This window comes from Streptomyces sp. NPDC085932, assembly GCF_044540525.1.
GTDB classification, from domain to species: Bacteria; Actinomycetota; Actinomycetes; order Streptomycetales; family Streptomycetaceae; genus Streptomyces; species Streptomyces levis.
In genome coordinates, this window is the sequence record NZ_JBITSJ010000002.1 from 669,313 (window position 1) to 696,194 (window position 26,882).

The following is a 26,882-nucleotide window of genomic DNA, read 5'->3' on the forward strand; positions in this document are numbered from 1 at the left end:
ATGCGGCTGCGCTGCGCCGTGCTCGACGACTTCCAGAACGTCGCCACCACCGTGGCCGACTGGAGCGCCGTCCAGGACCGGGTGGAGGTCGTCCCCTTCACCCAGCACTTCACCTCCGAGGACGAACTGGCCGCCGCCCTGGCGGACTTCGACATCGCGGTGACGCTGCGGGAGCGCGTGCCCTTCCCCGCCTCCCTCCTGGACCGCCTGCCCCGCCTGAAACTGCTCGTGGCGTCCGGCATGCGCAACTCGGTGATCGACTACAGCGCAGCCGAACGCAACGGCGTCACCGTCTGCGGCACCCGCAGTTCCTCCACCCCGCCGGTCGAGCTGACCTGGGCCCTGCTGCTGGGACTCGCCCGCGGCATCGTCACCGAGAACAACGCGCTGCGCACCGGCGGACCCTGGCAGTCCACCGTCGGCGCCGACCTGAACGGCCGGCGTCTCGGACTGCTCGGCCTGGGCAAGATCGGCAGCCGCGTGGCCCAGGTCGGTCTCGCCTTCGGCATGGAGGTGACGGCCTGGAGCCAGAACCTCACCAAGGAGCGCGCCGAGGAGGCCGGCGTCCACCTGGCCTCCTCCAAGGAGGAGCTGCTGCGCACCGGCGACTTCGTCTCGGTCCACCTCGTGCTGGGCGAGCGCACCCGCGGCCTGCTCGGCGCGGACGAACTGGCCCTGCTCAAACCGACGGCGTACCTGGTCAACACGTCCCGCTCGGCCATCGTCGACCAGGACGCCCTGCTCGCCGCCCTGCACGAGGGCCGGATCGCCGGAGCCGGCGTCGACGTGTTCGACATCGAGCCACTGCCCGCGGACCACCCGATGCGCACGGCGCCCCGGCTGCTGGCGACCCCCCACCTCGGTTACGTCTCGCAGAGCAACTACCGCACGTACTACGGCCAGGCCGTGGAGGACATCGAGGCCTACCTGGCCGGCGACCCGGTGCGCCGCCTCGGCTGACCCTCGCCCAGGGCCCCGCGTCCGAACCCGCCCGTCCCACAGCAAGGGAGAACACCGGTGACCAGCCCACAGCGCCGCATGATGAAGCTCGGCGCCTTCCTGCCGGCACCCGGCCACCACATAGCCGCCTGGCGCCACCCCGAGGCCCGCCCCGACGGCGGCCTCGACTTCGACTACTACCGCTCGCTCGTGCAGACCGCCGAACGCGGCAAGTTCGACATGGTCTTCCTGTCCGACGGTGCCGGTGTGCGCACCAAGTACAAGGACGCCGACGAACTCAGCAGGCAGGGCCGCATGGTCCACTTCGAGCCGCTCACCCTGCTGTCCGCGCTCGCCGTGCACACCACCCACATCGGCCTGACGGCCACCTCGTCGACGACGTACAACGAACCCTTCACCGTCGCCCGGCAGTTCGCCTCGCTCGACCACCTCAGCGGCGGCCGCTCCGGCTGGAACGTCGTCACCTCGGCGACCGACGCCGAGGCGCGCAACTACAACCTGGACCAGCAGCCCGAGCACGCCGCCCGCTACCACCGCGCACGCGAGTTCATGGAGGTCGTCACCGGCCTGTGGGACAGCTGGGAGGACGACGCCTTCCTGTACGACAAGGAGTCCGGGCGCTACTTCGACCCGGAAAAGCTGCACATCCTCGGCCACCGGGGCGAGCACTTCTCGGTGCGGGGCCCGCTCAACGTGGCCCGCCCGCCGCAGGGCTACCCGGTCATCGTGCAGGCCGGCTCGTCGCCGGACGGCCAGGACTTCGCCGCCCGCTGGGCCGAGGTCGTCTTCACCGTGCAGCAGACCCTCGACCAGGCGCAGGTCTACTACCGCGGTCTGAAGAAGCAGGTCGCCGACCACGGCCGAGACCCCGACGACGTCAAGATCCTGCCCGGCGCCTTCATCGTCGTCGGCCGCACCCTGGCCGAGGCGGAGGACCGGTACGCGACGCTGCAGGCGCTCGTCGACCCGGTGGTGGGCCTGGGCATGCTGTCGTACCAGCTCGGCATGGTCGACATCTCCGGATACCCGCTCGACGGGCCGCTGCCGGAACTGCCCGCCACGGAGGGCAGCACCAGCAAGCAGCAGATGATCTACGAGCAGGCCAGGCGGCAGGGCCTCACCATCCGCGAGCTGTACCTCTCCGTCGCCGCCGGCCGCGGCCACCGCTTCCTGCTGGGCACCCCCGAGACCGTCGCGGACCAGCTGGAGGAGTGGTTCACCGACGAGGCCGCCGACGGCTTCAACATCATGCCGGACTACCACCCGGGCGGCCTCGACGCGATCGTCGACCTGCTGGTGCCCGAGCTGCAGCGCCGCGGACTGATGCGCACCGAGTACGAGGGCACGACGCTCCGCGCCAACCTGGGCCTGCCGCGGCCGGACTTCCGGACCGCGGCCGGGGCCACCCGGTGAGCGTCGTGGAGCCGGTCACCGTCGACGGGGCGGAGCTGCGGTCCGTGCTCCGGGCGCACGCCGCCGGGGTCGCCGTGCTGACCGCCGCCGACGCGGACGGGCCCGTGGGCGTGACCGTGACCTCCTTCACCTCCGTCAGCGTCGCTCCGGCCCTGGTCTCCGTCACGCTCGCCGAGACCTCGAACACCTGGGGCCGGGTCAGGGCCTGCGACCGGTTCGGCATCCAGTTGCTCGGTGCCCACCAGGCGGAGCTGGCCCTGCGGTTCGCCGGGTCCGGCGACCGGTTCGCGCCGCCCCTCGCCTGGCGGCCGCACGCGTGCGGGGTGCCGCTGCTGGACGACTGCCTGAGCTGGCTGATCTGCTCGCCGTACCGGCAACTCCGGCTGGGCGACCACCATCTGCTGGTGGGCGCCGTCGAACACGTACGACACGGGGCGCCCGGGGACAGCCTGGTGCATCTGCACGGAGACCTGCGTCCCGTGACCGCCCCCATCCGAGCGAGGACGTGAACCATGCCCCGAATCCTGCTGCTCTCCCGGCAGCCCCTCGCCACCCGCCCGCTGCACGAGTGGCTGGACCGCACCAGGGACGAGATCGTCCTGCTCACGACGCCCAAGGCGGTGGCGGGTGCCGAGGACGTCCTCGCCGAGCACTTCCCGATGCACCGGCTGGTGGACTCCTACCACAGCTGGTCCGCCGAGCACGCGGCCGAGGAGGCCGCCCGCGCGTACCGGGTGGACCTCGTCGCCAGCACCAGCGAGAGCGACGTGCTCCGGGCGGCCCGGCTGCGGGCCCGGCTGGGTCTGCCGGGCCAGGACGTCGCGTCGGCGACCGCGTACCGGGACAAGCTCGTCATGAAGCAGGTGGCCGGGGCGGCCGGGATCGGTCTGCCCGCCTTCGCCCCCGTGGACAGCCCCGCGGACCTGCTGGACTTCATCGACGCCGAGGGCTTCCCGGTCGTGGTGAAGCCGCGGCTGGGCGCGGGCGCCGAGGGCGTGTCGATCCTGCGCGGCCCGGTCGACGTCACGGCGTTCCTGGACCGCGAAGCCGGCTCGGACGTGCCGTACCTGACGGCCCAGTGGATGGTCGAGGGCTTCGTCACGGGGGAGTTCTTCCACGTCGACGGCATCATGCGCGACGGACGGATCGTGCACGCCTGGCCCGGCCAGTACACCGGGGGCCTCGCCGAGCGCATCCACGACGAACTGCACATCGGCAGCGTGCTGCTGGCGCCCGACGATCCCCGCACGGCCGTGCTGCGGGACATGGCCCGCGACGTGGTGAGCGCCCTGCCCGCGGCCCCGCACCCGCTGGCCTTCCACCTGGAGGCGTGGATCGGGCCGGACGGCGTGCCGGTGCTGTGCGAGATCGCCAGCCGCGCGGGCGGATCCCTGGTCGGCGACCAGTACGCGCACGCCTTCGGCGTCCACCTGGCGCGCGAGGGGCTCCGGGCGCAGTGCGGGCTGCCCCTCACCCTGACCGCCCAGCCCCCGGCCCCCTCGGTGGCCGTCGGCTTCGTCCTCGTGCCGCCCGGCCGCGGCGTCTTCGTGCCGCCGGCCGGGCCGTGCCCCGTGCCGGGGACGGAGATGACGCTCCTTCGGGAACCCGGGGCGCGGTGCGACGGCGTCGAGCACGTCGGGGACGGGGCGGCCTCCTTCGTGGTCCGGGCCGAGACCGCCGAGGCGGTGCGCAAGCTCCTGGCCGAGGCCATGCAGTGGTGGCACGAGAATACGGCCTGGCAGTAGTCCCACACGAACAGAGAGCGAGACCGACCTTGTCCGAACACGTCCTGATCGTCGGCCCCGGCCGCGACTTCCCCGCCCGCATCCGCGGCCTCCGGCCGGGCACCGCCACGACGGTGATCTGCCAGCTGGACTACATCGGCAAGGTCCGTGCCCCCGGCGAGAACGCCCGGGTCGTCGGCGTGCGCGGCGACGCACCCGAGCAGGAGTGGATCGACATGGCGGCCGCGGTGCACGCGCGGCACCCCTTCACCCGGATCGGCACCTTCGGCGAACGGGACCAGGACCACTACGCGGTCATAGCCGAGGCCCTCGGCCTGACCGCCCACAGCCCGGCCACGGTCTCCCTCGTCCACGACAAGGAGGCCATGCGGATCCGGTTGCGCGAGGCGGGCGTCGACGCCACGGCCAGCGCCCGGGTCGCCGACCTCGGCGAACTGCGCGCCTTCGTCACCGAACACGGCCTGCCCTGCGTGGTGAAGCCGATCTCCAGCTCGGGCAGCGCCGGGGTCACGAAGGTGACGGACGACAGTCAGCTCGCCGAGGCCTTCGAGCGGGCCGGCGGCAGCTACCTCGGGCTGCCCAACACCGGTGTCCTGGTCGAGGAGTTCCTCGACGGCCCGCAGTACAGCGTGGAGGCGTTCTCCGAGGCGGGCGAGCACCAGGTCGTGACCGTCACCCGCAAGTTCTCCGACCCGGGCAGCCTCGTCGAACTCGGCCACGTGTCGCCCGCGCCGCTCCCCGACGACGTGCGCGAGGAGGTCGACGCGTACGTGGCCGGCGTGCTGGACGCCCTCGGGATCGCGTTCGGCCCCACCCACACCGAAGTGGTGCTCGGCGAGCGGGGCCCGCGGCTGATCGAGACGCACGTCCGCATGGGCGGCGACCTGATCCCGGCGCTGACGCTCGACGCGACCGGAGTCGACGTGGACGACTGCACCGCGCGCCAGACCCTCGGCGAGAAGGTGCTCCCGGGCATCCGCGCCACCCTCGCCGAGGAGCGCCCGGCCCGCTGCTCGGCCATCTGGTTCGCCGCGCTCGACGCCACCGGCGTCCTCGACGAGGTCGTCGGCGTCGACGAGGCCCGGGCACGCCCCGGCGTCACGGAGGTCACCGTCGGCGCCCGCCCGGGCGCGCGGATCGACGGACTGCGCGACTCGGAGTCGCGGGTGGCCTACGCCCGTGCCCTGGCGGACACCGCCGACGAGGCGGTGACCGCCGCTCGGGAGGCCGCCGAGAGCCTGGAGTTCCGGTTGCGGGTGCCGGGCCGACGGGGCGAGACGGTGTGACCCCGCCGGCCCCGCCGGTGGGCGGGGCCCCTACAGGGGCAGGGGGTTCGGGCTCTCCGCGCCGAGGCGCCGCTGGCGGCCGGTGTAGGCGGTGACGGCCTGCCACAGGTCACGGCGGTCGGTGTCGGGCCACAGGCCGGGCGTGAAGTGCAGCTCCGCGTAGGCCGAGTGCCAGGGCAGGAAGTTGGACGTGCGCTGCTCGTTGCCGGTGCGCCAGAGCAGGTCCACGTCCGGCATGTCCGGGTGGGGCAGGTGGCGGGCGAAGTCCTCGTCGGTGATCCGGTCGGGATCCAGATGCCCCGCCCGCGCCCGGCGGGCCAGCGCGGCCGCGGTCCGGGTGATCTCGTCCCGGCCGCCGTAGTCGATGCACATCGTCAGCGTCAGCCCGGTCCGGCCGCGGGTGGTGCGCTCGCGCAGGTGCAGCAGATCGGCCAGATCGGGGGGCAGCCGCCCGGCGCGGCCGTGCCAGCGCAGGTGGACGTCGAGGTCCCGGAAGGGGTTCTCGGCGACCTCGTCGCGCAGCAGGCCGAGGATCGCGTCCACCTCCTCCCGGTCGCGGCTCCAGTTCTCGGTGGAGAACGTGTACAGCGTCAGGTGGCGCAGGCCCATCTCCAAGGCGCCGTGCACCACCTCGCGCACCGCGTGCGCCCCGGCCCGGTGGCCCTCGTGCCGGGGCAGGCCGCGCTGCTGCGCCCAGCGGCCGTTGCCGTCCATGATCACGGCGACGTGCGTGGGGAGGTGGGCGGCCGGGATGGCGGGGGGCCGCTCGCCGCTCGAGTGCGGGGGCGGGCGGCGGAAGGCCGGGGCGGCTGCCGGCCGGACGGGCGCGGGGACCGGCTGCGGGGCGTCCGGCGTCCGGGCCGGTGGCAGCGAGAGCGGCGTCAGCGACCAGGCCAGGGCCGCGCGCGTGCGGGCCGGGGCGAGGATGCGGGCGCGGGTGCGCAGCGAGGGGCGGGGCCGTGTGCGCAGCAGGGACGGGCCGGCCGCGTCGACGGCGTCGAGCTGCGCGCCCAGCAGGGCGGCCATCGTGTGCAGGACGGTCGCGGGGCCGGGGTGCATGCCGCGGGTGAGGGTCTCCTGGGCGACCCACCGGCGGGCCAGGCCCGTCAACTCGCCCACCAGGGCCGACACGGCGGGGCTCCAGCGGCGGTGGACCAGGTCCTCCGCCGCCCCCGGGTGCCGGCCGAGGGCCTCCTCGGGCAGCAGCAGGTCGCCTTCGGCGAGGTCCGCGGACAGGTCGGTGAGGATGTCGGTGAGCCGGACGCCGTCGAGGAACTCCTCGTAGGCCTCCCGGGTGTCCAGGCGCAGGGCCACGGGGACGCCCGCGCGGTCGAAGACCGAGCGGACCTGGGAGAACCAGGGCAGCAGGTTCTCCCGGCCCCAGGCGCGCCACTGCGCCCAGTCGGTGAAGCGCCGGCCCTCGGTGTCGTCCCGTACCTGGGTCATGGCGTCGTGCAGCTCGGACAGGTCCAGGCGCCAGCGGGCCGCCGTGTCGACCAGGGCGCGGCGGATCGGGTCGGGGCTGGTGCCGGTGGGCAGTTCGCGGTGCAGGGCGGTGATCCACGCCTCCACGCGGACGGCCCGTTCGGCGGCGGGCGCGGTGCGGTCGTCGCCCAGGTCGTCCAGGGCGTTGGCCGCGGCCCACAGGGCGTGCAGGGCCGGCCGCAGGGGCGCGGGGACCAGCTGGATGAGGGCGTACTCCGCCGGGTCCTGGGTCTTGGTCCGGCGTCGGCACAGTCGGTAGGCGGCCCGCAGGGCCGGGTCGGCAGGCGCATCGCTCACACCGAGGACATTACGTCCCGCCCGTGCGGGCGTCCGCACATGCGGGCCCCCACCGCGCCGGGGGAGTCCACCCCGGGCCCGGCCCGTCGGGCTCACCATCCGCGCCGCGCATGCCACCGGCCGCGCGGGCGGGGCGGTGAGGCGGGCAGGCCGCGCGGACGCCACGTGGCCCGCCCGCCGCCGTGCGGGCGCCGGCCCGGGAGCCGTGGCGTGGCGGGGTGGCGGGCCGGGGGTGTGGGGCGGTCGAGTGCGGGCGTACGCAGGGGCGTGCCGGTGGCGTGCACGGCTAGCGTGTCGCCTCGTCGTCCCCGGAGCCGGTGTCGTCCCGTTCGCCCTCCGCCTGGGACGGCGTGGGGGTCGGCGTGTTCTGCGTGTCCTGCTCGTCCTCGCGGTCGCCCTCGGCCTGGGACGGGGTCTGCTCGCTCATGGTCTGTCTCCTTATGCCGGTGCCGGTTGCCGGGTACCCCGGTGCGGCCGGAGTGATCGCCCCTGGGCGCGGTACCACTGGGACGCCAGCAGCAGGGCCAGGGCGATCTCCACCGCGTCGCCGCCGTAGTACATGAGCTGCGAGGCGAGGTGCAGGTCGGCGGGGGTGTACGCGGTGCCCGGCGGCCCCGTCGCCCACAGGCTCTTCGCCAGGACGGCGTGGGCAGCGGCGGCCGCCAGGAGGGTGCCCGCGCGCACGGCGAGCCCCGGCCGGTGGCGGACCGGGTCCACGGCGAGCAGGGCGAACGTGAAGAGCAGACCGGCGAGGAAGAAGTGGAGCAGGACGAGGGGGTGGTGGTGCAGGGACGGCGGCAGCGGAGCCCGGTGGAGGAGCCACAGGCCGCCGATGTCGAGGGCCGCGGCCACCGGCGGGAAGACCAGGGCCGCGGCGAGGCGGGAGCGGGTCACGGCGACCAGGGCGCGCCGGGCGGGCAGCGGGAGGGTGCGCAGGGCCAGGGTGACCGGCCGGGCCAGCACCAGGGGGAGCGGGGCCGCCATGCCGGCCGTGACATGGGCGGCCGTGTGCGCGGTGAACGCAGGCAGCCACTGCTCCCACGGCACCGCGAACGCGGCCACCAGCAGACCCCCGCCCAGCCAGCACCCCGCGTCCCGGCCCACCGGCCAGCGGTCCCCGCGCCGGCGCAGCCGGGTCGCCGAGGCCGTGTACAGCAGGCAGCACACCAGGACGGCCAGCGGGAGGGGAGCGGGCGCCGTCACCGTGGCCTCCCGCGTGCCGCGCGCCGGGCCCGCCGCCACAGCAGCAGCCCGGCCAGCAGGAACAGGGCGGCGACGACGTTCCAGGTCCAGTCGTAGGGCCGCGGGTCGACCTCGTAGCGGATCTGGTGCAGCCGCAGCAGTTTGTGCTGGACCGTGCCGTCGTAGAGCTGGAAGCCGCCCAGACCCAGGCAGACGCCGGACCACCAGGCCGGGCGCAGCGGGCCGCCCCTGCGGCGCAGGTCGGCGTAGACGAACAGGCCCGCCACCATGGCGAGCCACCCCCCGGCGTGGAACAGGCCGTCGGAGACCAGCCCCACGTCCGGGGTGGACCGGTCGTAGAAGTGGTGCCAGTGGAGCAGCTGGTGGAACACGACCTCGTCGACGAACGCGGCGAGGCCGACTCCCGACAGCGCTCCACCGGCCAGCGAGCGGCGGTACGTCACCCGTCCTTGCCCATGGCCTTGCGGACGGCGTCCCGCGTACGGTCGACCAGGGCCGCGAGCGGGCCGACGGCGAGGTTCTTGGCCGCGGACTCCGTGCCGGGGTGCGGGCGGGTCGGGGCCATCGCCTCGGCCGCCTTCAGGGCCGAGGCCATCGACGCCAGCCGGCCCCGGTCCGCGTGGCGGCGGATGTGGTTGAACTCGTAACGCTCCTCCGCCCGGGCGTGTGCCATCACGTCCAGGCGCAGGGCGAGGAGCTCCGGCAGGAACTTCGGGTCGTCGGTGTCCATGCCGTCCAGCCGCGACAGCAGTTCCTTCGCCTCCCGTTCCTCGTTCAGGCGGTCCTCGACGACCTGTTCGCCACCCGGCACGTTCGCCCGGGTGAAGGGCCGCACGACCTCCTCCTCGGCCGTCTCGTGCACGGCCAGCAGCCGGACCAGGTCGCGGAACGCGGCGCGGCGCTCGTCCCCGGCCGTCCGCTCCACCTCGTCGAACAGGTTGCGGATGTCGCCGTGCTGGCGCATGAGCAGCGCGACGACGTCGGTGTCACTCGCTGCGATCCCTGCCATGTCAGTGCCCCTCCCGGAGCGCGGGGTCGGGGTGCTCGCCCTCGGTCTCCACGCGGTACTCGCGGCCGAACATCTCGTCGTGCTGGACCATCACGCGCTCACTGGGCGGCTCCTCGCCGCCGTGGATCTGCTCCTGCAGCTTCTCGAACCGCTCGTGCGCGTCCCGGACGTATCCGGCGCCGAGGGTGGTCAGGTCGATCTGGGTGTCGAGCAGGTTGCGCACGAACGTCTTGTTCTCCTCGAACGTGAGCACGTTCGGCAGCTCCGGCGCGAGGACCTCCTGCGGCTCCCGGCCGTCGTGACGGCGCATCAGGTCGCAGGCGATGCGCAGGTGCTCCAGCTCCATGTTCAGGTGCAGCTCCCAGATGGCCCGCACCTTCGGGTCCGGCTCCTGCTCCATGAAGGAGTGGTAGAGATAGCACTCGTTGTACTCGTGGTTGACCAGCTGCTCCCACCACGTCTCACCCGGGTCGACCAGGGACTCGTAGTGGGTGACGTGCTCCTCCTCGATCAGGCCGATCTCCTGGTAGAGCTGACGGGCGATCGGCTCCATGTACTGCGGGCCGACGTTCATGTAGAAGTTCATGGTCTGCTGCTCCGCCGACATGATCGTCAGGGCGTGCAGCTTCGACAGCGGGTTGGTCGTCGAGCGGTCGTAGGGCTCGCGGACGTTGTCGGCCGGGTGGCGGTGGTGGTACTTCGTCGGCCGGCCCGGCATCACCTCGGTCAGCCCGTCGACGATCGACTCCGCCTTGCGGTGCTCGATCATCTCGTAGAGGTTGGCGTACCGGTACAGGTGGTCGAAGTCCTCCAGGACACCGAACTCGTACGCCTGCTTCAGATACGGGTCGGGCTCGTGGCGGGCGACCCAGCCGGTCAGGTCGACGGCCACCTGCTCGTAGGCGATGGTCGTCTCCAGGACCGAAGCCAGGCCCGGCAGCAGCCAGTTGACGGCCTTCTGTTGCTGGGCCTCGATGTAACGGACCTGCGCGAGCTGCCGTTTGACCTCGGGGTCGACGGTGTTGCGGGCGAGCTGGTGGCTGAAGAGGATCGCCTCGACCTCGATGCCGTTCATCGTGATGACGCGGCAGCGGGTGTAGGGATCCGCGTGGTCGGGGTCGATCGGTTCGACGTCCAGCTCCCGCCAGCTGCGCAGCTGACGGTCGAGGGGGATGCCTTGGTGCTCGAGGGGGTTGAAACCCATGGGGTTCTCCTCGCCGAAGGGCGGAGCGGGCCGCCGCCGGGTACCCGAGCGCCCCCCACGGGAAACCGGCGTGCCGGTGAGGAACCTCAGGGACGCGGGGAACGGAGTGTCCGGCCGTGTCCGGCCCGCGGGCCCCTCGCCGGGTCAGCCCCTGCGGCGCCGCGCGACGGCCGTCTGCAACGCCGTGCGCAGCGCGGCCGGCGGCGGCGGGCCGTCGGCCTCCGCGCTCGCCGTCACCGCCGCCGCCACGTCCCGCAGCTTGGTGTTGGACAGCTGGGACGTCTCCCGCAGGATGTGCCAGGCCTGGTCGGACGAGCAGCCGTGCGTCGCCATCAGGATGCCGCGGGCCTGGTCGATGACCGGGCGGGACGCGATGGCCTGGCGCAGCTGATCGACCTCCTCCTGCAGGACGTGCAGGCGCTCCGCGCGCTCCAGGGCGACCGCCGAGGCCGCCGGGGCGGCCGGGGCCGGCTCGGTGGGGTCCGGGCCGGTCAGCGGGTCGGCCGTGTTCAGGCCCGCCAGCTCCAGGATGCGGCGCGGCTGGCCGTTCCAGTTCGTCACCGTCACGGTCAGCGACCGCCGGCGGCGGAAGTCCCCCAGCACGTCCAGGAACTGCAGCCCGGCCGTGTCCATGAAATGCACGTCCGCCATGTCCAGATCGACCCGGGTGACGCCGGCCGGCAGCTCGGCCAGCGTGCGCGCCAGGACGTCCCCACAGCCGTGGACGAGCTCGCCGCGCGGGGTGAGCTCGGCCCGGTCCGCGTCGACGCGGCCGCGGATGACCAGGGTGTTCAGTCCTCCTGTGAGATGTGGTGATGCCGCAGAGGTCATGTCACCGCCTTGTCGGTCCTCGTCGGTCGGGTCCGTCTCGCCGGACTGCACCACGTCACTCGCCCCCGTCGACGCCGGTGTGAGGTGCGCCTGCCCGCCGTACGGCTCACTACACTCGGCTCCGGGGAATGAGCACCCGTCGTGCGGGTACGAGCGCTGTGGTCGAGGAGCGTGGGGAGAAGGCGTGGACAGTCCGTTTCAGGTGCCGTCCGCCGAGGCCGACGGGCCTCGGCCGGGCCTGGCGGTGTTCCCGCTGCCCGGCCGCCGGGGAGTCCGGGCGGCCGGGGAGGTGGGTCTGACCACACGTGCGATCTGGGAAGGTGTACTCGAGCAGGCCGTTCGTGAGGGCGAGGACGTGTACCACCTGGAGCTGTCCGACGTGACGTTCGTGGACGTGGCGGGCGCGGGCGCGCTCGCGGCGGCCGCCGGGCAGCTGCGGGACGGGCGGCGGTTCGTGGTGCGCCGGCCCCCGGCGGCGCTGCGACGGACGCTGGACCTGTTGTGGCCCGACCAGGAGGGGATCGAGGTGAGTGCGTCATGACCGCTGCGCCGGCGGACCCCTTCGGTCCCTTGGAACCGTTCGTCCATCCCGCGTTCTTCTACCGCGACGAGCAGGAGTACCTCGACGTCACGGTGCCCTTCGTGCGCGACGGCCTGGAGGCCGGCGAGCCGGTGGCGGTCGCGGTGCCCGGCAAGAACCTCGCCCTCGTCCGGGACGCCCTGGGCGACGACGCGGCGGCGGTGCGGCTGCTGGACATGCAGGAGGCCGGACGCAACCCCGGGCGGATCATCCCCGGCGTGCTGCGCGCCTTCGCCGACACCCAGCCGGCCGGCCGCCGGGTCCGGATCATCGGCGAGCCCGTCTGGGCCGGACGGTCCGCCACCGAGTACCCCGCCTGCGCCCAGCACGAAGCGCTCATCAACGCCGCCTTCCGCGGCAGCACGACGACCATCCTGTGCCCCTACGACACCCGGGGGCTCCCCGAGCACATGCTCGCCGACGCCCACGCCACCCACCCCGTGGTCATCCCCGAGGGCGCCCGGACGGCACGGGAGAGCGCCGCGTACGCCCCGGGGGACGTCGTCGACCGTTACAACGAGCCCTTCGACCCCGTCGGGCACGCGCTGGCCTTCTCCTTCGACGCCGAGTCGCTCCCCGACGCCCGGCACGTCGCGGTCGGGGAGGCCTCCCGGCTCGGTCTCACCGGCGTCAAGCGGGACGACCTGGCCCTGGCCATGGCCGAGCTCACCACCAACAGCGTGGTGCACGGCGGCGGGACCGGCGTCCTGCGGGTGTGGAGCGAGGACGGGCACGTGGTCTGCGAGGTGCGGGACGAGGGGCGGCTCGCGGACCTGCTGGCCGGGCGCCGGCCCGTGCCCCGGGACCAGCGCGGCGGCCGCGGGATGCTGCTGGTCAACCTGATCGCCGACCTCGTGCGCGTGCACCGGGGCGACAGCGGTACGACCGTGCGCTGCTGGTTCGCCCTCTGAACCGGCCTCCGGACCGCCCGGTGAACCGGCCTCTGATCCGCAGCCGGGCGCTCAGCTGCCCAGCGGGTCCAGGGCCAGCGGTTCGATCCTGCCCTCCAGCATGGCGCCCAGCCCCTGCACGGCGCACACGTCCGGGCGCTCCGCGATGTGCACGGGCATGCCCGTCGCCTGCCGCAGCATCTGGTCCAGGCCCGGCAGCAGGGCGCTGCCGCCGACCATCATGATCCCCCGGTCGGCGAGGTCGGCGACCAGGTCGGGCGGGCAGGACCGCAGCACCTTGCCGATGCCGTCGAGGATGGAGGTGAGCGGTGTCTGGATGGCGTCCCGCACGGCCGCGGTGTCGACCTGCACCGAGCGGGCCAGGCCCGTGGCGACGTCCCGCCCGTGGATCTCCGTGGAGGCCGGGCCGTGCGGGGTGAGGCCGTTGCCCGACAGGGCGAGCTGCAGCGGCCGCACCGACTGGCTCGGCAGCATCAGCTCGTGCTCGTGGCGCAGGTGCTGCACGATCGCCTGGTCGACGGCCTCGCCGCCCACCGGGATGCGCTCGGCGGTGACGATCGCCCCCAGGGACAGCACCGCCACCTGCGTGGCCGCCGCCCCGCACACCATGATCATGGTCGCCTCTGGCTGCTCCACGGGCAGCCCGCAGCCGACCGCGGCCGCGATCAGCGTGTCCACCAGCTCCACCCGCCGGGCCCCGAGGCCGACCAGCGTCTCGATCGCGGCGCGCTGGGCGAGCGGGTCGGCGTCGTGCGGGGTGCAGGCGGCGGCGCGCAGGATGGGCTTGCGGCGCAGAGCGCGGCGCATCTTGTCGCCGAGCAGGTGGCGCAGCATGCGCTGGGCCATCTCGATGTCGACGACGGTGCCGCCGGAGACCGGCCGGACGACCCGGATGTAGTCCGGGGTGCGGCCCGTCATCTGCTCCGCGAGCTCGCCGACCGCGATCAGCGCCCCGGTGCGGGTGTTCACGGCGGCGGCGGACGGCTGGTCGACGACGAGCCCGGCACCCTTGACGTAGACCCGTGTGCGGGCCGCCCCCAGGTCGACGGCGAAGTGGCAGCGGCGCAGCTGCTCCAGACTGGCGGTCATGGCAGGTCCTCCCGAGAGCGCAGACCGTGGGAGGCCGCCAGGTGGCGGGCCTCGCGGACGTGGGACCGCCGGGTGGCGGGCCTCCCTCGCATCGTGCGCGCGAGGAAATGGGGCCGCCTTCCGAAGGGGGCCGGGCGGGGCGCCGCCGAACGGGCGGTTCGCCCCGCGCTACAGGGAGCGGGCGGCCTCCAGGACCGGCGCCAGGGAGGTGACGGTCGTCTCGCAGCCCGCCTCCTGGAGCAGCCGGCCGGCGGTGGCGCTGCGGGCGAGACCGACGAAACGCAGGCCCGCCTGCTGGGCGGCGGTCAGCTCGGCGACCGTGGAGCCGATCAGCACGCCCGTCACCGCACCGCCCCCGGAGGAGTGCATGGCGCGCAGCAGGCAGTCGGGGTGCGGGGTCAGCAGGGACAGGTCCGTGCCGCGGGCGTGGACGCCGCCGGCCAGGGGCAGGCCGTACGGGTCCAGGTAGCGGTGGACGGCCGGGGCGCCGACGTCCGAGACCACGCTGACCCGCCGGCCCGAGTCGTGCAGGACACGCACCAGCGGCACGGAGTTGTGCGTGGTGGGCGCGTCCGGGACCGCGCGCAGTTCGAGCGCGTCGAGGCGCTCCCGCAGCAGCGGACCCAACGGGTCCCGCGCGAAGGCACGCAGCACGTCCAGCGGATGGGTGAACGTCTCCCGCACCGCGGCCGGCGGGACGTCCCGGGGGGCGCGGTGCCGGGCGACCAGGGCGAGCAGGTCGAGCACCGCCTCGCCCGCCGCCTGCGCCGAGAACAGCCGGGCCAGGGGGCCGTCGAAGCCGAGCAGCACGGAGTCGGCCCCGGCGAGGAGGTCCGCCAGCGGGCGCTGCGCGGGGACCGGTCCCTGCGGCGCGGGCAGGGCCGTGCCCTCGGGGGCCAGCTGCACCGACACCGCCACCGACAGCCCGGGCACCGGCCAGCGGCGCAGCCCCGCGTTGACCGCCCGCTGGGCCGCGCCCGCCCGGCGCAGCGGATGCCGCCGGGTGATCCGCGCCGCCTCCTCCAGCAGATGGCCGAGCAGCGCCTCGGAGACCCGGGTGACCTCGGCCCGGACGAAGGCCACCGGGTCCTCCACGTGCCAGGACAGCTCGACCGCCGCCGCGAAGACGCCCTTGCCGGAGCTCGGCAGGGAGACCCGGTGGTGGGACTGGTGAGTGGTGAGGTCCACCTTGTAGTACGTCACCGCACGCCCCGGCCGGTCGCCGTGCGGCCGGGCCGGGTCGAAGAGGGTGAGCGGGCCGTCGGGCCGGGTGAGGACGACGGCCGTGCGGCCCGGGGCCGGTACCCCGAGCCGGCTCGGGTCGTGCGTGATGTAGGGGCCCTGCACCAGGTCGCGGGCCTCGGGCCCGGGGGTCACGGCGGGGGTGAGCGGGCAGTACCAGGCGACGGGCGGGGTGTCGCCGGCGCCGTCCTGGTAGAGGGGCTGGAGGCGCTGCGGGCCCTGGGCGGCGGAGCTGGCGGCGAACTGCTCGTACACGGCCGGGGAGACCACCACCTGGATGCCGGCCGGTACGGGCGGTGACGCCGGGGGCGGGGTGGGGCGGTCCCAGAAGGTGACGGTCAGCGGCGGCGGGTCCACCAGCCCTGTGAGGACCTCGGGCAGGCCGCGCAGGACGGCGACCAGGACGGGCAGGACGTAGGTGCCGGGCTCGGTGTGGACGGCGTAGCCGTCGGGGCGGACCCGCACGTCGAACCGGTGGGCGGCCAGGGCGCCGCGGGAGAGCATCTCGTGCACCGCGTACTCGAGGGTGATGCGCGCCTCGGGGTGGCCGGTGAGGTCGTCGGCCTCGAAGAGGATGACCGGGGCGCCGGTCCCTTCGGCGCGTTCCCGGGCCGACCGGAGGTCGCGTCGCAGGGCCCGCAGCCGGTCCCGGACGGCCGCGGCGGCGGGGCCGGGAACGCCGTCCAGGGGCTCGCCGTACCAGAGGTCCAGGGCGCGCTCGGGGTCGCTGTCCGCGAGCGCCTCGCAGTGCGTGACGTCGACGTACACGTCCGGCGCGTGCAGGGCGTAGGAGCGGGTGAAGGACACCAGGCGGTCGGGGGGCAGCACCTGTCGCACCTCCTGCGCCAGTTCCGCCAGCCGGGCGGCGGCCTCGCGCTCCGGCGGGGGCTCCTCCCACAGACCCTCGGCCAGCCTGCTGTGGGGCACGCGCCGGCCGGGGCGCAGGAGCAGCATGCACAGCAGCGCCAGTGCCGCCGGGGAGGGAGGCTCGATGTCGCCTGTGCCGTCGCTGATGCGCGGCGGGCCGAGCAGGGTGACGGAACGCGCCGCGGGCCACGGCCCCGTCGCCGCCAGACGCTCCGCGTGGGCGGCGGCCTCCGCCATCTCGCGCCGGTCGACGAGGTCGAGCAGATCGCGGTGCTCGGGCGGCACCCGCACGCCCACCGCCAGTTGTTTCAGCAGCCACCGCAGCTCCGCCACGTCCGACGCGGGATCCTTGCCCCGGGACTCCTCGCCGAGGGCGAAACGGCTGAGCAGCACGGTGCCGTCGGGCCGCAGCAGCAGGCCCGCCGGACCCCGCTCGCCCCGCACCAAGCCGTGGGCGTGCAGCGCGGCGAGGCCGGCCATGCCCTGGCCCACCAGCCGGGTGAAGGTACGGAAGTCGATGCCCGCCAGCACCTCCGACACCGTCAGCCCGTCCAGGAACTCGGTCACCAGGTAGGGCGTGTCGTCCTCCACCCCGAAGTCGAGCACCCGCACCACGTGCGGGTCGTCGACCCTCGCCAGCGCGGCCGCCTCCCGCAGGAACCGCTCGTGCGGAGCCGCCTGCGCGCGGTACTGACGCACGATCACCTGCCGGTCGGTGCGCACGTCCACGGCCCGGGAGACCCGTCCGTTCCAGCCGCGCCGGCCGGTCAGCCGGTAGCGCCCGGCGAACAGTCGCTCCGGCGGCGCCCCGCCGCCCAGCCGTCGCACGGTCTCCTCGCTGACCGTGGCGAATGCCGGGCCCGAGCCGTCCTGCCCGTCGTCGGTCCGGGCCCGGAACTCCCCGGCGGCGAGCCCCGCCCGTTCGTCGATCAGGCCGCCGATCTCCGCGAGGAACTCCCGGGTCCGGCCCCGGGCCGTGCGGGGCAGCGAGCGCAGCAGCAACTCCCGTACGCCGGGCCGGAACGCGTAGGAGCCGGGCGGGCCGGGGACGGCGGTGAGCATGCCGCTGAGGATCACCTCGGCGAGGTGCCGGGGGCGCGGGTCGCGCTCCACGGCGCGCTGGACGAGGCGCATCACCGGGACCGACGGGACCGCCAGGGCGAGGTGCCCGGCGAGCCGGAAGGCCTCCGGGGACGCGGTCGCGCGGAAGCGCAGCACCAGCTCCTCGGGGGAGGAACCGGCCAGGTCCGGGGCCGGTTCCGCGGGCGGCGCGGGAGCGGGCGGCAGCCAGGCCGCCGCGCCCGGCGTGCGGGTGCCGCCCGGGCCGGCGACCAGGGCCGCCCAGTGGGCCAGCCAGGGCGCGCCCGGCTCCAGCACCGGCACGGGCAGCGCCCGCCGCGGGGGCGGGGTGGCGGGGTCGTACGGGGCGAAGGCCAGGGCCGCCGACGGTGCCGCCGTGGCCGGGGAGGTCAGCAGGCCCGGCTCGGCGGGCAACGCGGTCGAGGACCACAGGTGCTCGGGCAAGGGCTGCACCACGGCCAGGGGCATGCGGCGCGCCCAGTGGCGCAGGGTGCGGTACCAGCGGTCGCCGGCCTCGCCCGGGCGCCACTGCGGGCCCGTGCAGTCGCTGACGACGAGGGTGACGGTCCGGCCGTCGCCCGGGTCGGGGACCCGGTGGGCCCGGCCGTCGGGCGTGGCCGGGTGCAGGGTGACCGTGCGGAAGATGCCCGACTGGGCGAGGGCCGTGTGCAGTTCGCTCACCAGGGGGCGCCAGACCGGCATGGTCGGGCCCGTGTCGTGCACGAGGTTCAGGCGCAGCCAGCGGTCGGGGGCCGGGCGCAGCACCGGCAGCCACACGTCGGGGTGGGCGCCGAGCCGCGCGATCCGGTCGGCCGTGGCCCGCTCGTCCAGCACCCGCGCGTGCGGGGAGGGCACCTTGCGCTTCAGCGGGCGCAGCGCGCGTTGCAGCGCGAGGGGGTGGGGGAGCATCGGGGGCGCCGGGGCGAGCAGGGGAGTTCCGCCGCCGCTGCCGGGACGGCCCGGGGACCGCGGCGCGGGCAGGGTCAGCGGCACGCGCTCGGCCACCCGGCCGGCCGGCTTCTGCCGCGGGGGGAGGGGCGGCGCGTCCGCGGGCGGGGTGCCCTCGGCCGGCGCGGGCGCGGGCGCGGGCGCGGGTGGGGCGGGCGGGCTCCGGTGTCCGGCTGCGGTTGCCGTCTCCTCGGACCGCCTGTTCCGCTCGGACGGCGCGCCCGGCCGTTCGTTCTCCAACTGATCCGCCAGCCACACCAGTTCGGCGATCTCGCGCGGCGTCGGCTCGGCCCCCGCCGCGACCAGGACGGCCGCGAGCCGGGCGACGGAGGAAGGGCCGGCCAGGGCCGAACCCGGAGCCGGGGCCGAGCCCCGAGCCGAACCTGGAGCCGGGTCCGAACCCGGAGCCGAACCCGGCGCCGGGGCCGAGCCCCGAGCCGGGGCCGGCCCCGGAGTCCGGGCCGGGGGCGGTGGGCCCGGGTCAGAAGCCATCGTCGTCCGCCGTCGCGCTGAGGTAGGGCATCAGCTGTTCGGCCAGGTCGTCGCGGGAGTCGGCGTCCAGGCCGGCCACACCGGTCAGGTAGAGGGCGTTCAGCAGCTGGTCGGTGGCCAGTTCGCCGCCGGAGGCCCGTTCCAGGAAGCGGGTGATCAGCCGGTCCGCGTCGCCGCCGGGGGTGTCGAGGTGGGCGCGCACGATGTCGGTGAGCTGGTCGCGGTCGGGGCGGCGCAGCTTCAGCCGGACGCAGCGCCGCAGGAACGCCGGCGGGAACTCCCGCTCGCCGTTGCTGGTCAGGACCACGAACGGGAACGCACGGCAGCGGACCCGGCCGCGCCGGACGGTGACGGCGGAGTCCGTGCCGTCGGCGAGGACCTCGGCCGCCCCTTCCCCCGAGTGGCGTGCCGCGCGGACCAGTTCGGGGATCTCGTACTGGCCCTCCTCCAGGACGTTCAGCAGGTCGTTCGGCAGGTCCAGATCGCTCTTGTCGATCTCGTCGACGAGCAGCGCGCGCGGCCGCTCGTAGGGGAGCAGGGCCGTGCCGAGCGGGCCCAGGCGCAGATGGTCCTCGACACCGCCGGACCGGTCCCGTCCCTCCCGGGCCGCGTACAGCCGGGACAGCGGGTCGTACTGGTAGAGACCGTCGGCGAGGGTGCTGCGGCTGGTGATGTTCCAGCGCAGCACCGGGCCGAGCCGCAGCTCCCGGGCGACCGCGTAGGCCAGCGAGGACTTGCCGGTGCCGGGCGGGCCGGTGACCAGCAGCGGCCGGCGCAGCACGAGCGCGGCGTTGACGAGCCGGACGGTCTCCGCGGTGGCGACGTAGGACTTGGCCCGGTGCACCCGGTCCGGGGAGACGGCCGACGTGTCGTCGCCGTCGTGCGGCTGCGGCAGCGGGGGCCCGCCGTCGAAGGCGCGCCAGGGCGGCGGGGCCGGAAGGTCGTCGATGCCGTCGTGCGGCTCGTGGTCGCCGGTGTAGACGGACCAGTGCGGCATGGGGGGTGTTCTCCGCTCTCCGTTTCGTGCAGCTGTTCCTCGGACGCGTCGGGCCACCGTGCGGCGGCCCCGGGCGGGTCAGGCCACCGGCGACCCCGCGTGCGCCGCGGCGACGGCGTGCGGGTCGGCGAAGACCCGCGGGTCGTCCCACAGCAACTGGATGCCGCGCGCCCAGTGGTCCTCCTCCGCGTGCGCCTCCTCACGCAACGCGAGGACGTACCGCGGGAGTTCGGCCGGCGGTACGGCCGCCACGCACGCGTCGAGCGCGTCCAGGAAGGCCTTGCCCGTGCAGCCGTCCGCCCCGGCGCAGTCCTCCTGCCCCGAGCCGCAGCCGCCCCGCGACCAGACGATCACCGGGGCCGGCGCGGTGAGCGAGACGTCGAAGTGCGGCCGGGTACGGGAGGCGACCGGGTCGGTGCCGAACCCGGCGAGGCAGGCGTCGGGCCGGCGCAGCCGCATCCGCAGCCGCCCGGGCTCCTCCGGACCGCCGCACTCCACGCGGTGCAGCCGCGCCCCCGGGACGGCGTCGAGCCGCTTCCACGCCCGGGTCAGCACGTGCCGGGTGCTGGCCTTGCGCCGGGCGTGGTCGGTGACGACCAGCGGGTACAGACAGCCGAGCGGGGTGGCGTCGTCCGGGGCGCTCTCCCAGCGGTCGACGGGCCAGTCCAGCCAGTCCCGGGGCAGCGCGAACGCCACCAGCTCGTCGGCGCCGGGCGTCAGATACCGGAACGCCGCCTCGATCCGGTCCTGCACGTAGGCGTGCAGCCGGTGCTGTTCGACCGTGCCGGAGTCGACCGGATGCCGCCGGCCCTCGCTGTACGCGGACACCTCGACCCGGACCAGGCCGTCGCCCGCGCCGCTGTGGCCGAGTTCCACGAGGATCGGCGACCAGTCGGGTGCCGCGGGTGCCGCGGCCGGGGTGTGCAGCAGCGCTTCGAGCCGGTCGGCGAACCGGGCGACGGTCCGTGCGGCGCCCGGGCCGTCCAGCTCGCAGAGCACGAACAGGGCCGCCGACCACAGCGAGTCGAAGCCCTCCTCGGGCGGTGGCGGGTCGAACGGGTCGGCCGCCGCGCTGTACAGCCGCACCGGGTCGCAGTCGACACCCGCCCGGGCCGCCGTCTCCACCAGGGCGCGCAGCCGGGCCCGGTCGGCGGTGGTGTGGTCGGAGGTGGGGACCAGGCCCTGCAGAGCGGGCCAGTAGCGGGCCATGACCTGGGTGGGCATCATCCGGCCGGTGCGCACCCGAGGCGCGTCGGCCGCCGCCGTGACCATGCCGATGACCTCGCCGGTGTCGGCCAGCGTGACCGCGGCCCCGCTGAAGCCGGGGGCCAGCGGCTGGCCCCCGGCGTGCCAGGCCTCCAGCTGGAGCCACTCCCGCCGGATCAACTGCGGGGCGGTGACCCGGTATTCGGCGAGGGTGCCCTCGTCGTAGCCGGCCGGGTAGCCGTAGACGACGAGTTTGCGCGGGGGCGTGCCGTGGGCGGCGCCGACCGGGGCGAGGGCGGCCGGGGCGATCGGCATCTCCCGGTCCAGCTCCAGCACGGCGAGGTCACCGGGGTCGGCGGCGCCGCCGCTCCAGCCGCCGTGGGCGACGACCCGGGCGGGCACGGGCGGCGTGCCCGGCAGCTCCGTGAAGCTCACCGCCAGCTCCTCGCCGTCGCCCACCACATGGGCGCACGTCAGGACCGTGCTCGGCGTGATGAGGAAACCCGCTCCGGTCACCCGGCCCCGTAACTCGATCCGGGCGTGCCACTCGGCGCTGTTCATGAGGCCGCGCTTGCCTCCGGGGTGGCCGGGGACCAGGTGAGTCTGACCACCAGGTGGCCCTCGGCGGTGCCCTTGGCGATGAACGCGCCCGTCTCGGCGGCCAGTTTGACGCCGAACTCGATCTCCACGCCGTCCGGCTTCAGGGACCCGTCGCGGAACACCCGCAGCGCGGACTCGGCCGCCGCCCGCACCCCGTCCAGGGCGCCCTCGAACGTGCGGGTCGCCTGGACGGTGCCGTCGCCCCGGGAGACCAGGCGGGAGCCGGAGCGCTCCTCGGCCGCCTCGACCGTGACCACCGCACCGTCAGCGGTTCTGAACTCGACCAACCCGTCCACGGCACCCCCGTCGTCCTTGCGTTGGGCATTCCTGTTGTGACGGACGGTACTTGATGACGTGTGAGGCAGCCACCGCCGCCTCAGGGTCCGACCGTGCCCCGGATCACCCCCAGTTCCACCAGGTCCTGCGGCCGGATGCGCAGCCGGTCCGCCGTCGCCTCCACCTCGCGGGGCGGGCGCTTGAGGATCGCCGCCGCGAGCTCGGGGGCGATCACCGAGAAGTAACTGTCGGGCGTGGCCCAGGTGTTGCCGGGCGCGGCCAGGGCCAGCGCGCCGCCCGAGCCGCCCTCGCCGATCACCAGTGTCGTCAGCGGCGTACGGGCGCTCGCCACCGCGCCGAACAGGTCGGCGATCGCGGCGCCCGCGCCCTGCCGCTCCGCCTCGGCGTCGTTGGCGGCGCCCGGGGTGTCCACCAGAGTCAGCACGGGGATGCCCAGCCGGTCCGCGAGGCGGATCAGCCGGGCGGCGGTGCGGTAACCGGCCGGGCGGGTCGCGGTCCCGGTCTGCGCGGCGTAGGCGACCGTCCGGCCCTCGTGCGTGCCGAAGCCGCACAGCATGCCCTCCGGGTCGGCTCCGCCGCAGCGGTCGCCGCCGATCGCGACCCGGTCGGTGAAGTAGGCGTCCAGGTAGGCCGCGGCGCGCGGGCGCAGCGGCGAGCGGGCGCGGCGGACGGCGTCCCAGCCGGTGGCGGGCAGGACCGCGGTCTCGCCGAGCGGCTCGGGCGGCGGGGCGGGGGTGGTGGAAGGGCAGGTCAGCAGCCGCAGCCAGTGCGCCAGCGTCGCGCGCAGCTCGGCCGGCGGGACGACCGCGTCGGCCGCGCCCGCCGCGACCTGCGCCTCGGCGGTGTACGCCGCCGGGTCCGCGTCCGCCGGGCGCACCCGGGAGCCGGCGAAGCCGACCTGCGCCCCGGGCAGCGCGAGGATCACGTCGGCGCCCGCGCCCAGCGTCGCCCAGCCGCCCCCGGTCGTCGGGTCGCGCACCACGGCCACCTGGGGGAGGCCGGCCTCCCGGGTGAGCGCGGACTGCCGGGCCACCCGCTGGAGTTGGGTCAGTGCCCGCATGCCCTCCTGCATCCGGCTGCCCCCGGTGGCGACCAGCGGCACGACCGGGATGCGCCGCTCCCGGGCGTACGCGTACGCCGCCTCCAGCCGGTCGCCGGTGCGCTCGCCGAGGGAGCCGCCGAGGAAGCCGAACTCGAACGCGATCAGCACCGCCCGGGTGCCGCCGACCCGGGCGGTGCCGCACACCACGGACTCCTCCTCGCCGGTGTGTGCGGCGGCCCGGGCGCGGGCGGCGTCGTAGCCGGGCCAGGCCAGCGGGCCGTCGGGCGGCGCGCTCCGCGCGGGGGCGGGCAGTTCGCCGAAGGTCGCCTCGTCGGCGAGGGCGGTGAGGACCTCACGGGCGGAGAGCCGCTCAGCCATGGGTCAGCGCCCGCTTCATGATCTTGCCCATGTCGTTGCGGGGCAGCGCGTCGAGGTGGTGGACGACCCGGGGACGCTTGTGCGGGGCGAGGCGCTCGGCCACGTGGCCGGCCAGCTCCTCCAGCGCGGGCGGCGCCTGGGGGTCGTCCGGCACGATCCACGCCACGATCCGCTCGCCCAGGTCGGGATCCGGCTCCCCGGTGACGGCGGCCTCCCGCACGCCCGGGTGTTCCAGCAGCGCGTTCTCGATCTCACCGGCCCCGATCTTGTAACCGCCGCTCTTGATCAGGTCGGTGGCCTTGCGGCCCACGATCCGCACGTAGCCGTCGGGGTCGCGCACCGCCATGTCGCCGGTGCGGAAGAAGCCGTCGGCGGTGAAGGCGGCGGCGGTGGCGTCCGGCCGGTTCAGGTACTCGGTGAACAGGTTCGGGCCGCGCACCTGGATCTCGCCCACCGTCTCCCCGTCGTACGCGGCGACCTCCGAGCCGTCGTCCTCGGCCAGCCGCAGCTCCACGCCCGGCAGCGGCACGCCGACCGTGCCCGGGCGGGCCTCCCCGTCGGCACGGACGCTGGTGTTCATCAGTGTCTCCGTCATGCCGTACCGCTCGATCACCCGCCGGCCGGTCGCCGTCGCGATCCGCCCGTGGTCGTGCACGGGCAGCGCGGCGGAACCGGAGACCAGCAGCCGTGCCCCGGTCAGCGCCTTCACCAGCTCCGGGTCGCCCGTCACGGCCTCCGCGATCCGGTGGTACATCGTCGGCACCCCGAACAGCATGGTGGCGCCCGAGGTCAGTTCGCGGGCGACGCCCTGGGTGGTGAACCGGCCCAGGTGCCGCACCGAGCCGCCCCGGCGCAGCGGGCCGAGCGTGCCGAGGACCAGGCCGTGGACGTGGAACAGCGGCAGCCCGTGCACGAGGACGTCGTCGCCGCTCCACTGCCAGGCGTCGGCCAGGGCGTCCAGGGTGGAGGCGATCGCCCGGCGCGGGATGACGGCGCCCTTGGGCGGGCCGGTGGTGCCGGAGGTGTACACGATCAGGGCCGGGTCCTCGTCCCGGCCGTGGTCCTCGGGGACGGGGCCGCTGCCGTGCACGTCGACGTCGACGCGGGGGAGGTCCGCGAGGGCGGCGGGCAGCTCGTCGTCCGGCGCCGCGAGCACCAGGCCGGGCGCGCTGTCGGACAGGATGTGCCCCAGCTCCTTCGCGCCCGACTTGGGGTTGAGCGGTACGGCGGGCACGCCGGCCAGCAGCGCGGCGGTGACGGCGACGGCCGTCTCCAGCGTGGGCGTCGCCCAGACGGCGACCCGCGCGGCCCCGCCGAAGCGGCCCGTGAGCGCTCCGGCCGCGGCGGCGAGCCGCGCGTAGGTCAGGGAGCGCTCGCCGAACCGGAGGGCGGGCCGGTCGGCCGGGTGCTCGGTCAGGGCCGGGAAGAGAGGGGTCACGCGTCACATCTCCTTAGCTGTCGCGTCCGGTGGACGGCGCAGGTCGGGTGGCCTGGGTCAGCCCCAGCCGGGTACCACCATCACCAGCCAGGCGGCCGTCGGCACGACGGCCACCACGATTCCTCCGTACACCATCAGCTGCCGGAAGAAACGCTCGCGGTCGACGTCGGGGGCGGCGGCCAGGACGAGCGCGCCGTTGGTCGAGAAGGGGCTCACGTCCACGACCGTCGCCGAGACGGCGAGCGCCGCGACCATGCCGACCGCGCCGATCTCGCCGCGCTCCAGGAACGGCACGGCCAGGGGGATCAGGGCGCCCATGATCCCCACCGAGGAGGCGAACGCCGAGACCAGGGCGCCGATGTAGCAGAGCAGGACCGCGGCGAGGAGGGGCACGCCGATGCCGCCCACGCCCTCGCCGGCCCAGGTGATGGTGCCCATCTCGTCGAGGACGCCGACGTAGGTGAGCACGCCGCAGATGAGCAGGACCGTGGGCCAGGCGATCTGGCCGGTCGCCTTGCGGCTGTCCTCGGGCCACAGGGTGCTGAGGACGACCGCGAGGGTGATGGCGGTCAGGCCCGCGTCCAGGTCGAGCACGAGGACGGCGAGGACCAGGGCCAGCAGGGAGACGAGGGTGGCGATGCGGGCGGGGGTGAGGCGGGCGGCCGGCGCGGCGTCCCCGTCCTGCGCGGTCCGTGCGCCGCCGGGCGAGTCATCGGGCGTGTCACCGGGCTCGTCGACGGGTCCGTCCACGGCTCCCCGCTGCCACAGCCTCAGGCCCCCGCACACCACGTACACCACACCGGCGATCACCACGTTCGCCGCCAGGGACGCCAGGAACAGCGCCAGTTCGTTGCCGGGGAGCCGCTCGCGTTCGACGATGCCGTTGACGATCGAGCCGTAGATGCTGATGGGGGAGAAGCCGCCCGCCTGGGCGCCGTGGACGACCATCGCGCCCATGAGCAGGGGGCTGATGCCGTAGCGCGCGGCGAAGCTCAGCGCGATGGGGGCGACGATCGCGACCGCCGCGGGGCTGACCGCGCCGATCGCGGTGAGCGCGCCGGTCAGCGCGAACATCACCCACGGGATGAGCGCCACCCGCCCCCGCACCAGCCGCACGGCGGCGTGCACCAGCCAGTCGGTGGTGCCGTTGGCGCGGGCGATCGCGAACAGGTACGTGACGCCGACCAGGACGACGAACAGGTCGCCGGGGAAACCGGCGAAGATGCCGTCCGCGTCGAGGCCCGCGACCAGCCCGCCCACGCCGAACGCGGCGGCGAAGGCGAGCGCGCCCATGTTGACGGAACGGGTGGTGGCGATCACGAACACCACGACGAGGACGAGGATGGAGAGGAGTTCGGGGGACATGCGGGCTCCCGTCGTTGGGCCCCGGAGCGGCTGGGAGCACACCCGTGGTGGACGCCGGACAGTGGACGAGTGGCTGAGCCACTTGGGGTGTGCTGATCGAACAGCGTGGGTGCGGCCCGGGCCCCCGTCAAGGGGTCGCGCAGGAATTGGCTCAGCCACTCCGCCACTGTGAAGGTCCGGTGTTACGCTCCCGGCGAGAGGGGGACCCCGTGACCGACGCCCTGCGCCCCATGGCCAAACAGCGCCTGTACGAGCAAGTGCTGGAGCGGCTGCGCCAGTACGTCGCCGAGGGCGGTCTGCGCGCCGGCGACCGGCTGCCGCCCGAGCGGGACCTCGCGCAGCGGCTCGGGGTCAGCCGGGCCTCGGTGAAGCAGGCCATCGTGGTGCTGGAGGTCCAGGGCCTGGTGGAGGCGCGGCACGGCGGTGGCACGTATCTCGTGCGGGACAGCCTCGACGCCGAGCCCGTCGAGCGGATGGTGGAACGCCGTCGGCGCCTGCCCGACGTCCTGGAGGCCCGGGAGGCGCTGGAGACGAAACTCGCCGAACTCGCGGCCGAGCGGCGGACCGAGGGCGACCTGGCGGCGATGCGGTCCGCGCTCGACCGGATGACGGAGGAGATCGGGCAGGGCGGTCACGGCGTCGAGGGCGACCGGCTGTTCCACGCGGCGGTGACCGCGGCGGCCCACAGCAGTCTGCTCGCCGAGTTCATGCGCTCCATCGCCGAGCAGATCGCCGAGAGCCGCACCGAGTCCCTCCGCCAGCCCGGCCGCCCCTCCCGCTCCCTCGCCCAGCACCGGGCCATCCTCGACGCGATCACCGCCGGCCGGCCCCGCCAGGCCGCCACGGCCATGCGCCGCCACGTCCGCACGGTGGCAAAGGTCCGCCTGCTGGACTGGGAACCGGACGACTCCTGACCG

The 26,882-nt window shown here is 75.1% G+C and carries 23 protein-coding genes; 8 read left to right on the forward strand and 15 right to left on the reverse strand.

The features are described 5' to 3' along the window. From ACIGAQ_RS12185 to ACIGAQ_RS12205, 5 genes are read left to right on the forward strand one after another with little or no spacing between them, the layout of a single operon-like run. Positions 1 to 960 carry a D-2-hydroxyacid dehydrogenase family protein gene (locus ACIGAQ_RS12185; protein WP_399781784.1) on the forward strand — a complete coding sequence of 320 codons (960 nt, stop codon included), beginning with the start codon at positions 1 to 3 and terminating at the stop codon, positions 958 to 960. A 57-nt stretch (positions 961 to 1,017) separates the two neighbouring features. Beyond that, a complete protein-coding gene (locus tag ACIGAQ_RS12190; protein WP_399781787.1) occupies positions 1,018 to 2,373 on the forward strand; it encodes an LLM class flavin-dependent oxidoreductase in 1,356 nt (451 codons plus the stop codon). Then, the gene (locus ACIGAQ_RS12195) at positions 2,370 to 2,882 is read left to right on the forward strand and encodes a flavin reductase family protein (protein ID WP_362274471.1); all 513 of its coding nucleotides are present in this window, start codon (positions 2,370 to 2,372) and stop codon (positions 2,880 to 2,882) included. The genes ACIGAQ_RS12190 and ACIGAQ_RS12195 overlap by 4 nt, the downstream gene beginning before the upstream one ends. 3 nt (positions 2,883 to 2,885) lie before the next feature. Further along, a complete protein-coding gene (locus ACIGAQ_RS12200) occupies positions 2,886 to 4,118 on the forward strand; it encodes an acetyl-CoA carboxylase biotin carboxylase subunit family protein (RefSeq protein WP_399781790.1) in 1,233 nt (410 codons plus the stop codon). A 29-nt stretch (positions 4,119 to 4,147) separates the two neighbouring features. Further along, positions 4,148 to 5,404 carry an ATP-grasp domain-containing protein gene (locus tag ACIGAQ_RS12205; protein ID WP_362274468.1) on the forward strand — a complete coding sequence of 419 codons (1,257 nt, stop codon included), beginning with the start codon at positions 4,148 to 4,150 and terminating at the stop codon, positions 5,402 to 5,404. 30 nt (positions 5,405 to 5,434) lie between these two features. Here the strand turns inward: ACIGAQ_RS12205 and uppS are convergent, their stop codons facing one another. From uppS to ACIGAQ_RS12240, 7 genes are all read right to left on the reverse strand, one after another. After that, a complete protein-coding gene (uppS, locus tag ACIGAQ_RS12210) occupies positions 5,435 to 7,186 on the reverse strand; it encodes a polyprenyl diphosphate synthase (protein WP_399781794.1) in 1,752 nt (583 codons plus the stop codon). A 286-nt stretch (positions 7,187 to 7,472) separates the two neighbouring features. Further along, a complete protein-coding gene (locus ACIGAQ_RS12215; RefSeq protein ID WP_311685163.1) occupies positions 7,473 to 7,613 on the reverse strand; it encodes a hypothetical protein in 141 nt (46 codons plus the stop codon). Positions 7,614 to 7,624: 11 nt separating this feature from the next. Beyond that, entirely contained in the window at positions 7,625 to 8,389 is a 765-nt protein-coding gene (locus ACIGAQ_RS12220) for a cytochrome c oxidase assembly protein (RefSeq protein ID WP_311685161.1), read from the reverse strand. Further along, the gene (locus tag ACIGAQ_RS12225) at positions 8,386 to 8,832 is read right to left on the reverse strand and encodes a DUF2243 domain-containing protein (protein ID WP_311685159.1); all 447 of its coding nucleotides are present in this window, start codon (positions 8,830 to 8,832) and stop codon (positions 8,386 to 8,388) included. Before ACIGAQ_RS12225 ends, ACIGAQ_RS12220 begins: the two co-directional genes overlap by 4 nt. Next, positions 8,829 to 9,398: a hemerythrin domain-containing protein gene (locus ACIGAQ_RS12230; protein WP_311685157.1), complete on the reverse strand. Its 570-nt coding sequence runs from the start codon at positions 9,396 to 9,398 to the stop codon at positions 8,829 to 8,831. Before ACIGAQ_RS12230 ends, ACIGAQ_RS12225 begins: the two co-directional genes overlap by 4 nt. A gap of 1 nt (position 9,399) precedes the next feature. After that, complete coding sequence (locus ACIGAQ_RS12235) at positions 9,400 to 10,602, reverse strand: hypothetical protein (protein WP_311685155.1); 1,203 nt, start codon at positions 10,600 to 10,602, stop codon at positions 9,400 to 9,402. A gap of 144 nt (positions 10,603 to 10,746) precedes the next feature. After that, the gene (locus ACIGAQ_RS12240; protein WP_399781799.1) at positions 10,747 to 11,433 is read right to left on the reverse strand and encodes an ANTAR domain-containing protein; all 687 of its coding nucleotides are present in this window, start codon (positions 11,431 to 11,433) and stop codon (positions 10,747 to 10,749) included. A gap of 184 nt (positions 11,434 to 11,617) precedes the next feature. Here ACIGAQ_RS12240 and ACIGAQ_RS12245 point away from each other — a divergent pair, with 184 nt between their 5' ends. After that, positions 11,618 to 11,974, forward strand: coding sequence for an STAS domain-containing protein (locus tag ACIGAQ_RS12245; RefSeq protein ID WP_362274453.1), 357 nt, complete (start codon positions 11,618 to 11,620; stop codon positions 11,972 to 11,974). Beyond that, positions 11,971 to 12,924: an anti-sigma factor RsbA family regulatory protein gene (locus tag ACIGAQ_RS12250; protein ID WP_399781804.1), complete on the forward strand. Its 954-nt coding sequence runs from the start codon at positions 11,971 to 11,973 to the stop codon at positions 12,922 to 12,924. The genes ACIGAQ_RS12245 and ACIGAQ_RS12250 overlap by 4 nt, the downstream gene beginning before the upstream one ends. 51 nt (positions 12,925 to 12,975) lie before the next feature. Here ACIGAQ_RS12250 and ACIGAQ_RS12255 read toward each other — a convergent pair whose 3' ends face one another. The 8 genes from ACIGAQ_RS12255 to ACIGAQ_RS12290 all read right to left on the reverse strand — a co-directional run bounded on the left by ACIGAQ_RS12255 (position 12,976) and on the right by ACIGAQ_RS12290 (position 25,965). After that, a complete protein-coding gene (locus ACIGAQ_RS12255) occupies positions 12,976 to 14,013 on the reverse strand; it encodes a rod shape-determining protein (RefSeq protein ID WP_311685147.1) in 1,038 nt (345 codons plus the stop codon). Positions 14,014 to 14,181: 168 nt separating this feature from the next. Continuing rightward, positions 14,182 to 18,642, reverse strand: a complete 4,461-nt coding sequence (locus ACIGAQ_RS12260) for an SAV_2336 N-terminal domain-related protein (RefSeq protein WP_399781807.1) — start codon at positions 18,640 to 18,642, stop codon at positions 14,182 to 14,184. Further along, positions 18,632 to 19,639, reverse strand: a complete 1,008-nt coding sequence (locus ACIGAQ_RS12265; protein WP_399781810.1) for an AAA family ATPase — start codon at positions 19,637 to 19,639, stop codon at positions 18,632 to 18,634. Before ACIGAQ_RS12265 ends, ACIGAQ_RS12260 begins: the two co-directional genes overlap by 11 nt. A 78-nt stretch (positions 19,640 to 19,717) precedes the next feature. Then, positions 19,718 to 21,406: a trypsin-like peptidase domain-containing protein gene (locus ACIGAQ_RS12270; RefSeq protein ID WP_399781813.1), complete on the reverse strand. Its 1,689-nt coding sequence runs from the start codon at positions 21,404 to 21,406 to the stop codon at positions 19,718 to 19,720. Further along, complete coding sequence (locus tag ACIGAQ_RS12275; protein ID WP_311685141.1) at positions 21,403 to 21,741, reverse strand: CU044_2847 family protein; 339 nt, start codon at positions 21,739 to 21,741, stop codon at positions 21,403 to 21,405. Before ACIGAQ_RS12275 ends, ACIGAQ_RS12270 begins: the two co-directional genes overlap by 4 nt. 80 nt (positions 21,742 to 21,821) lie before the next feature. Beyond that, on the reverse strand, positions 21,822 to 23,162 hold the full coding sequence (locus ACIGAQ_RS12280; protein ID WP_399781816.1) for a carboxyl transferase domain-containing protein: 1,341 nt from the start codon (positions 23,160 to 23,162) through the stop codon (positions 21,822 to 21,824). Continuing rightward, positions 23,155 to 24,600, reverse strand: a complete 1,446-nt coding sequence (locus ACIGAQ_RS12285; RefSeq protein ID WP_399781819.1) for an acyl-CoA synthetase — start codon at positions 24,598 to 24,600, stop codon at positions 23,155 to 23,157. Before ACIGAQ_RS12285 ends, ACIGAQ_RS12280 begins: the two co-directional genes overlap by 8 nt. Positions 24,601 to 24,657: 57 nt before the next feature. Next, on the reverse strand, positions 24,658 to 25,965 hold the full coding sequence (locus ACIGAQ_RS12290; RefSeq protein WP_399781822.1) for an SLC13 family permease: 1,308 nt from the start codon (positions 25,963 to 25,965) through the stop codon (positions 24,658 to 24,660). Positions 25,966 to 26,174: 209 nt separating this feature from the next. Here ACIGAQ_RS12290 and ACIGAQ_RS12295 point away from each other — a divergent pair, with 209 nt between their 5' ends. Then, positions 26,175 to 26,879 (forward strand): FadR/GntR family transcriptional regulator, encoded by a 705-nt coding sequence (locus ACIGAQ_RS12295; protein ID WP_399781825.1) that lies wholly within the window; start codon positions 26,175 to 26,177, stop codon positions 26,877 to 26,879. The last annotated feature ends 3 nt before the right edge of the window (positions 26,880 to 26,882 follow it).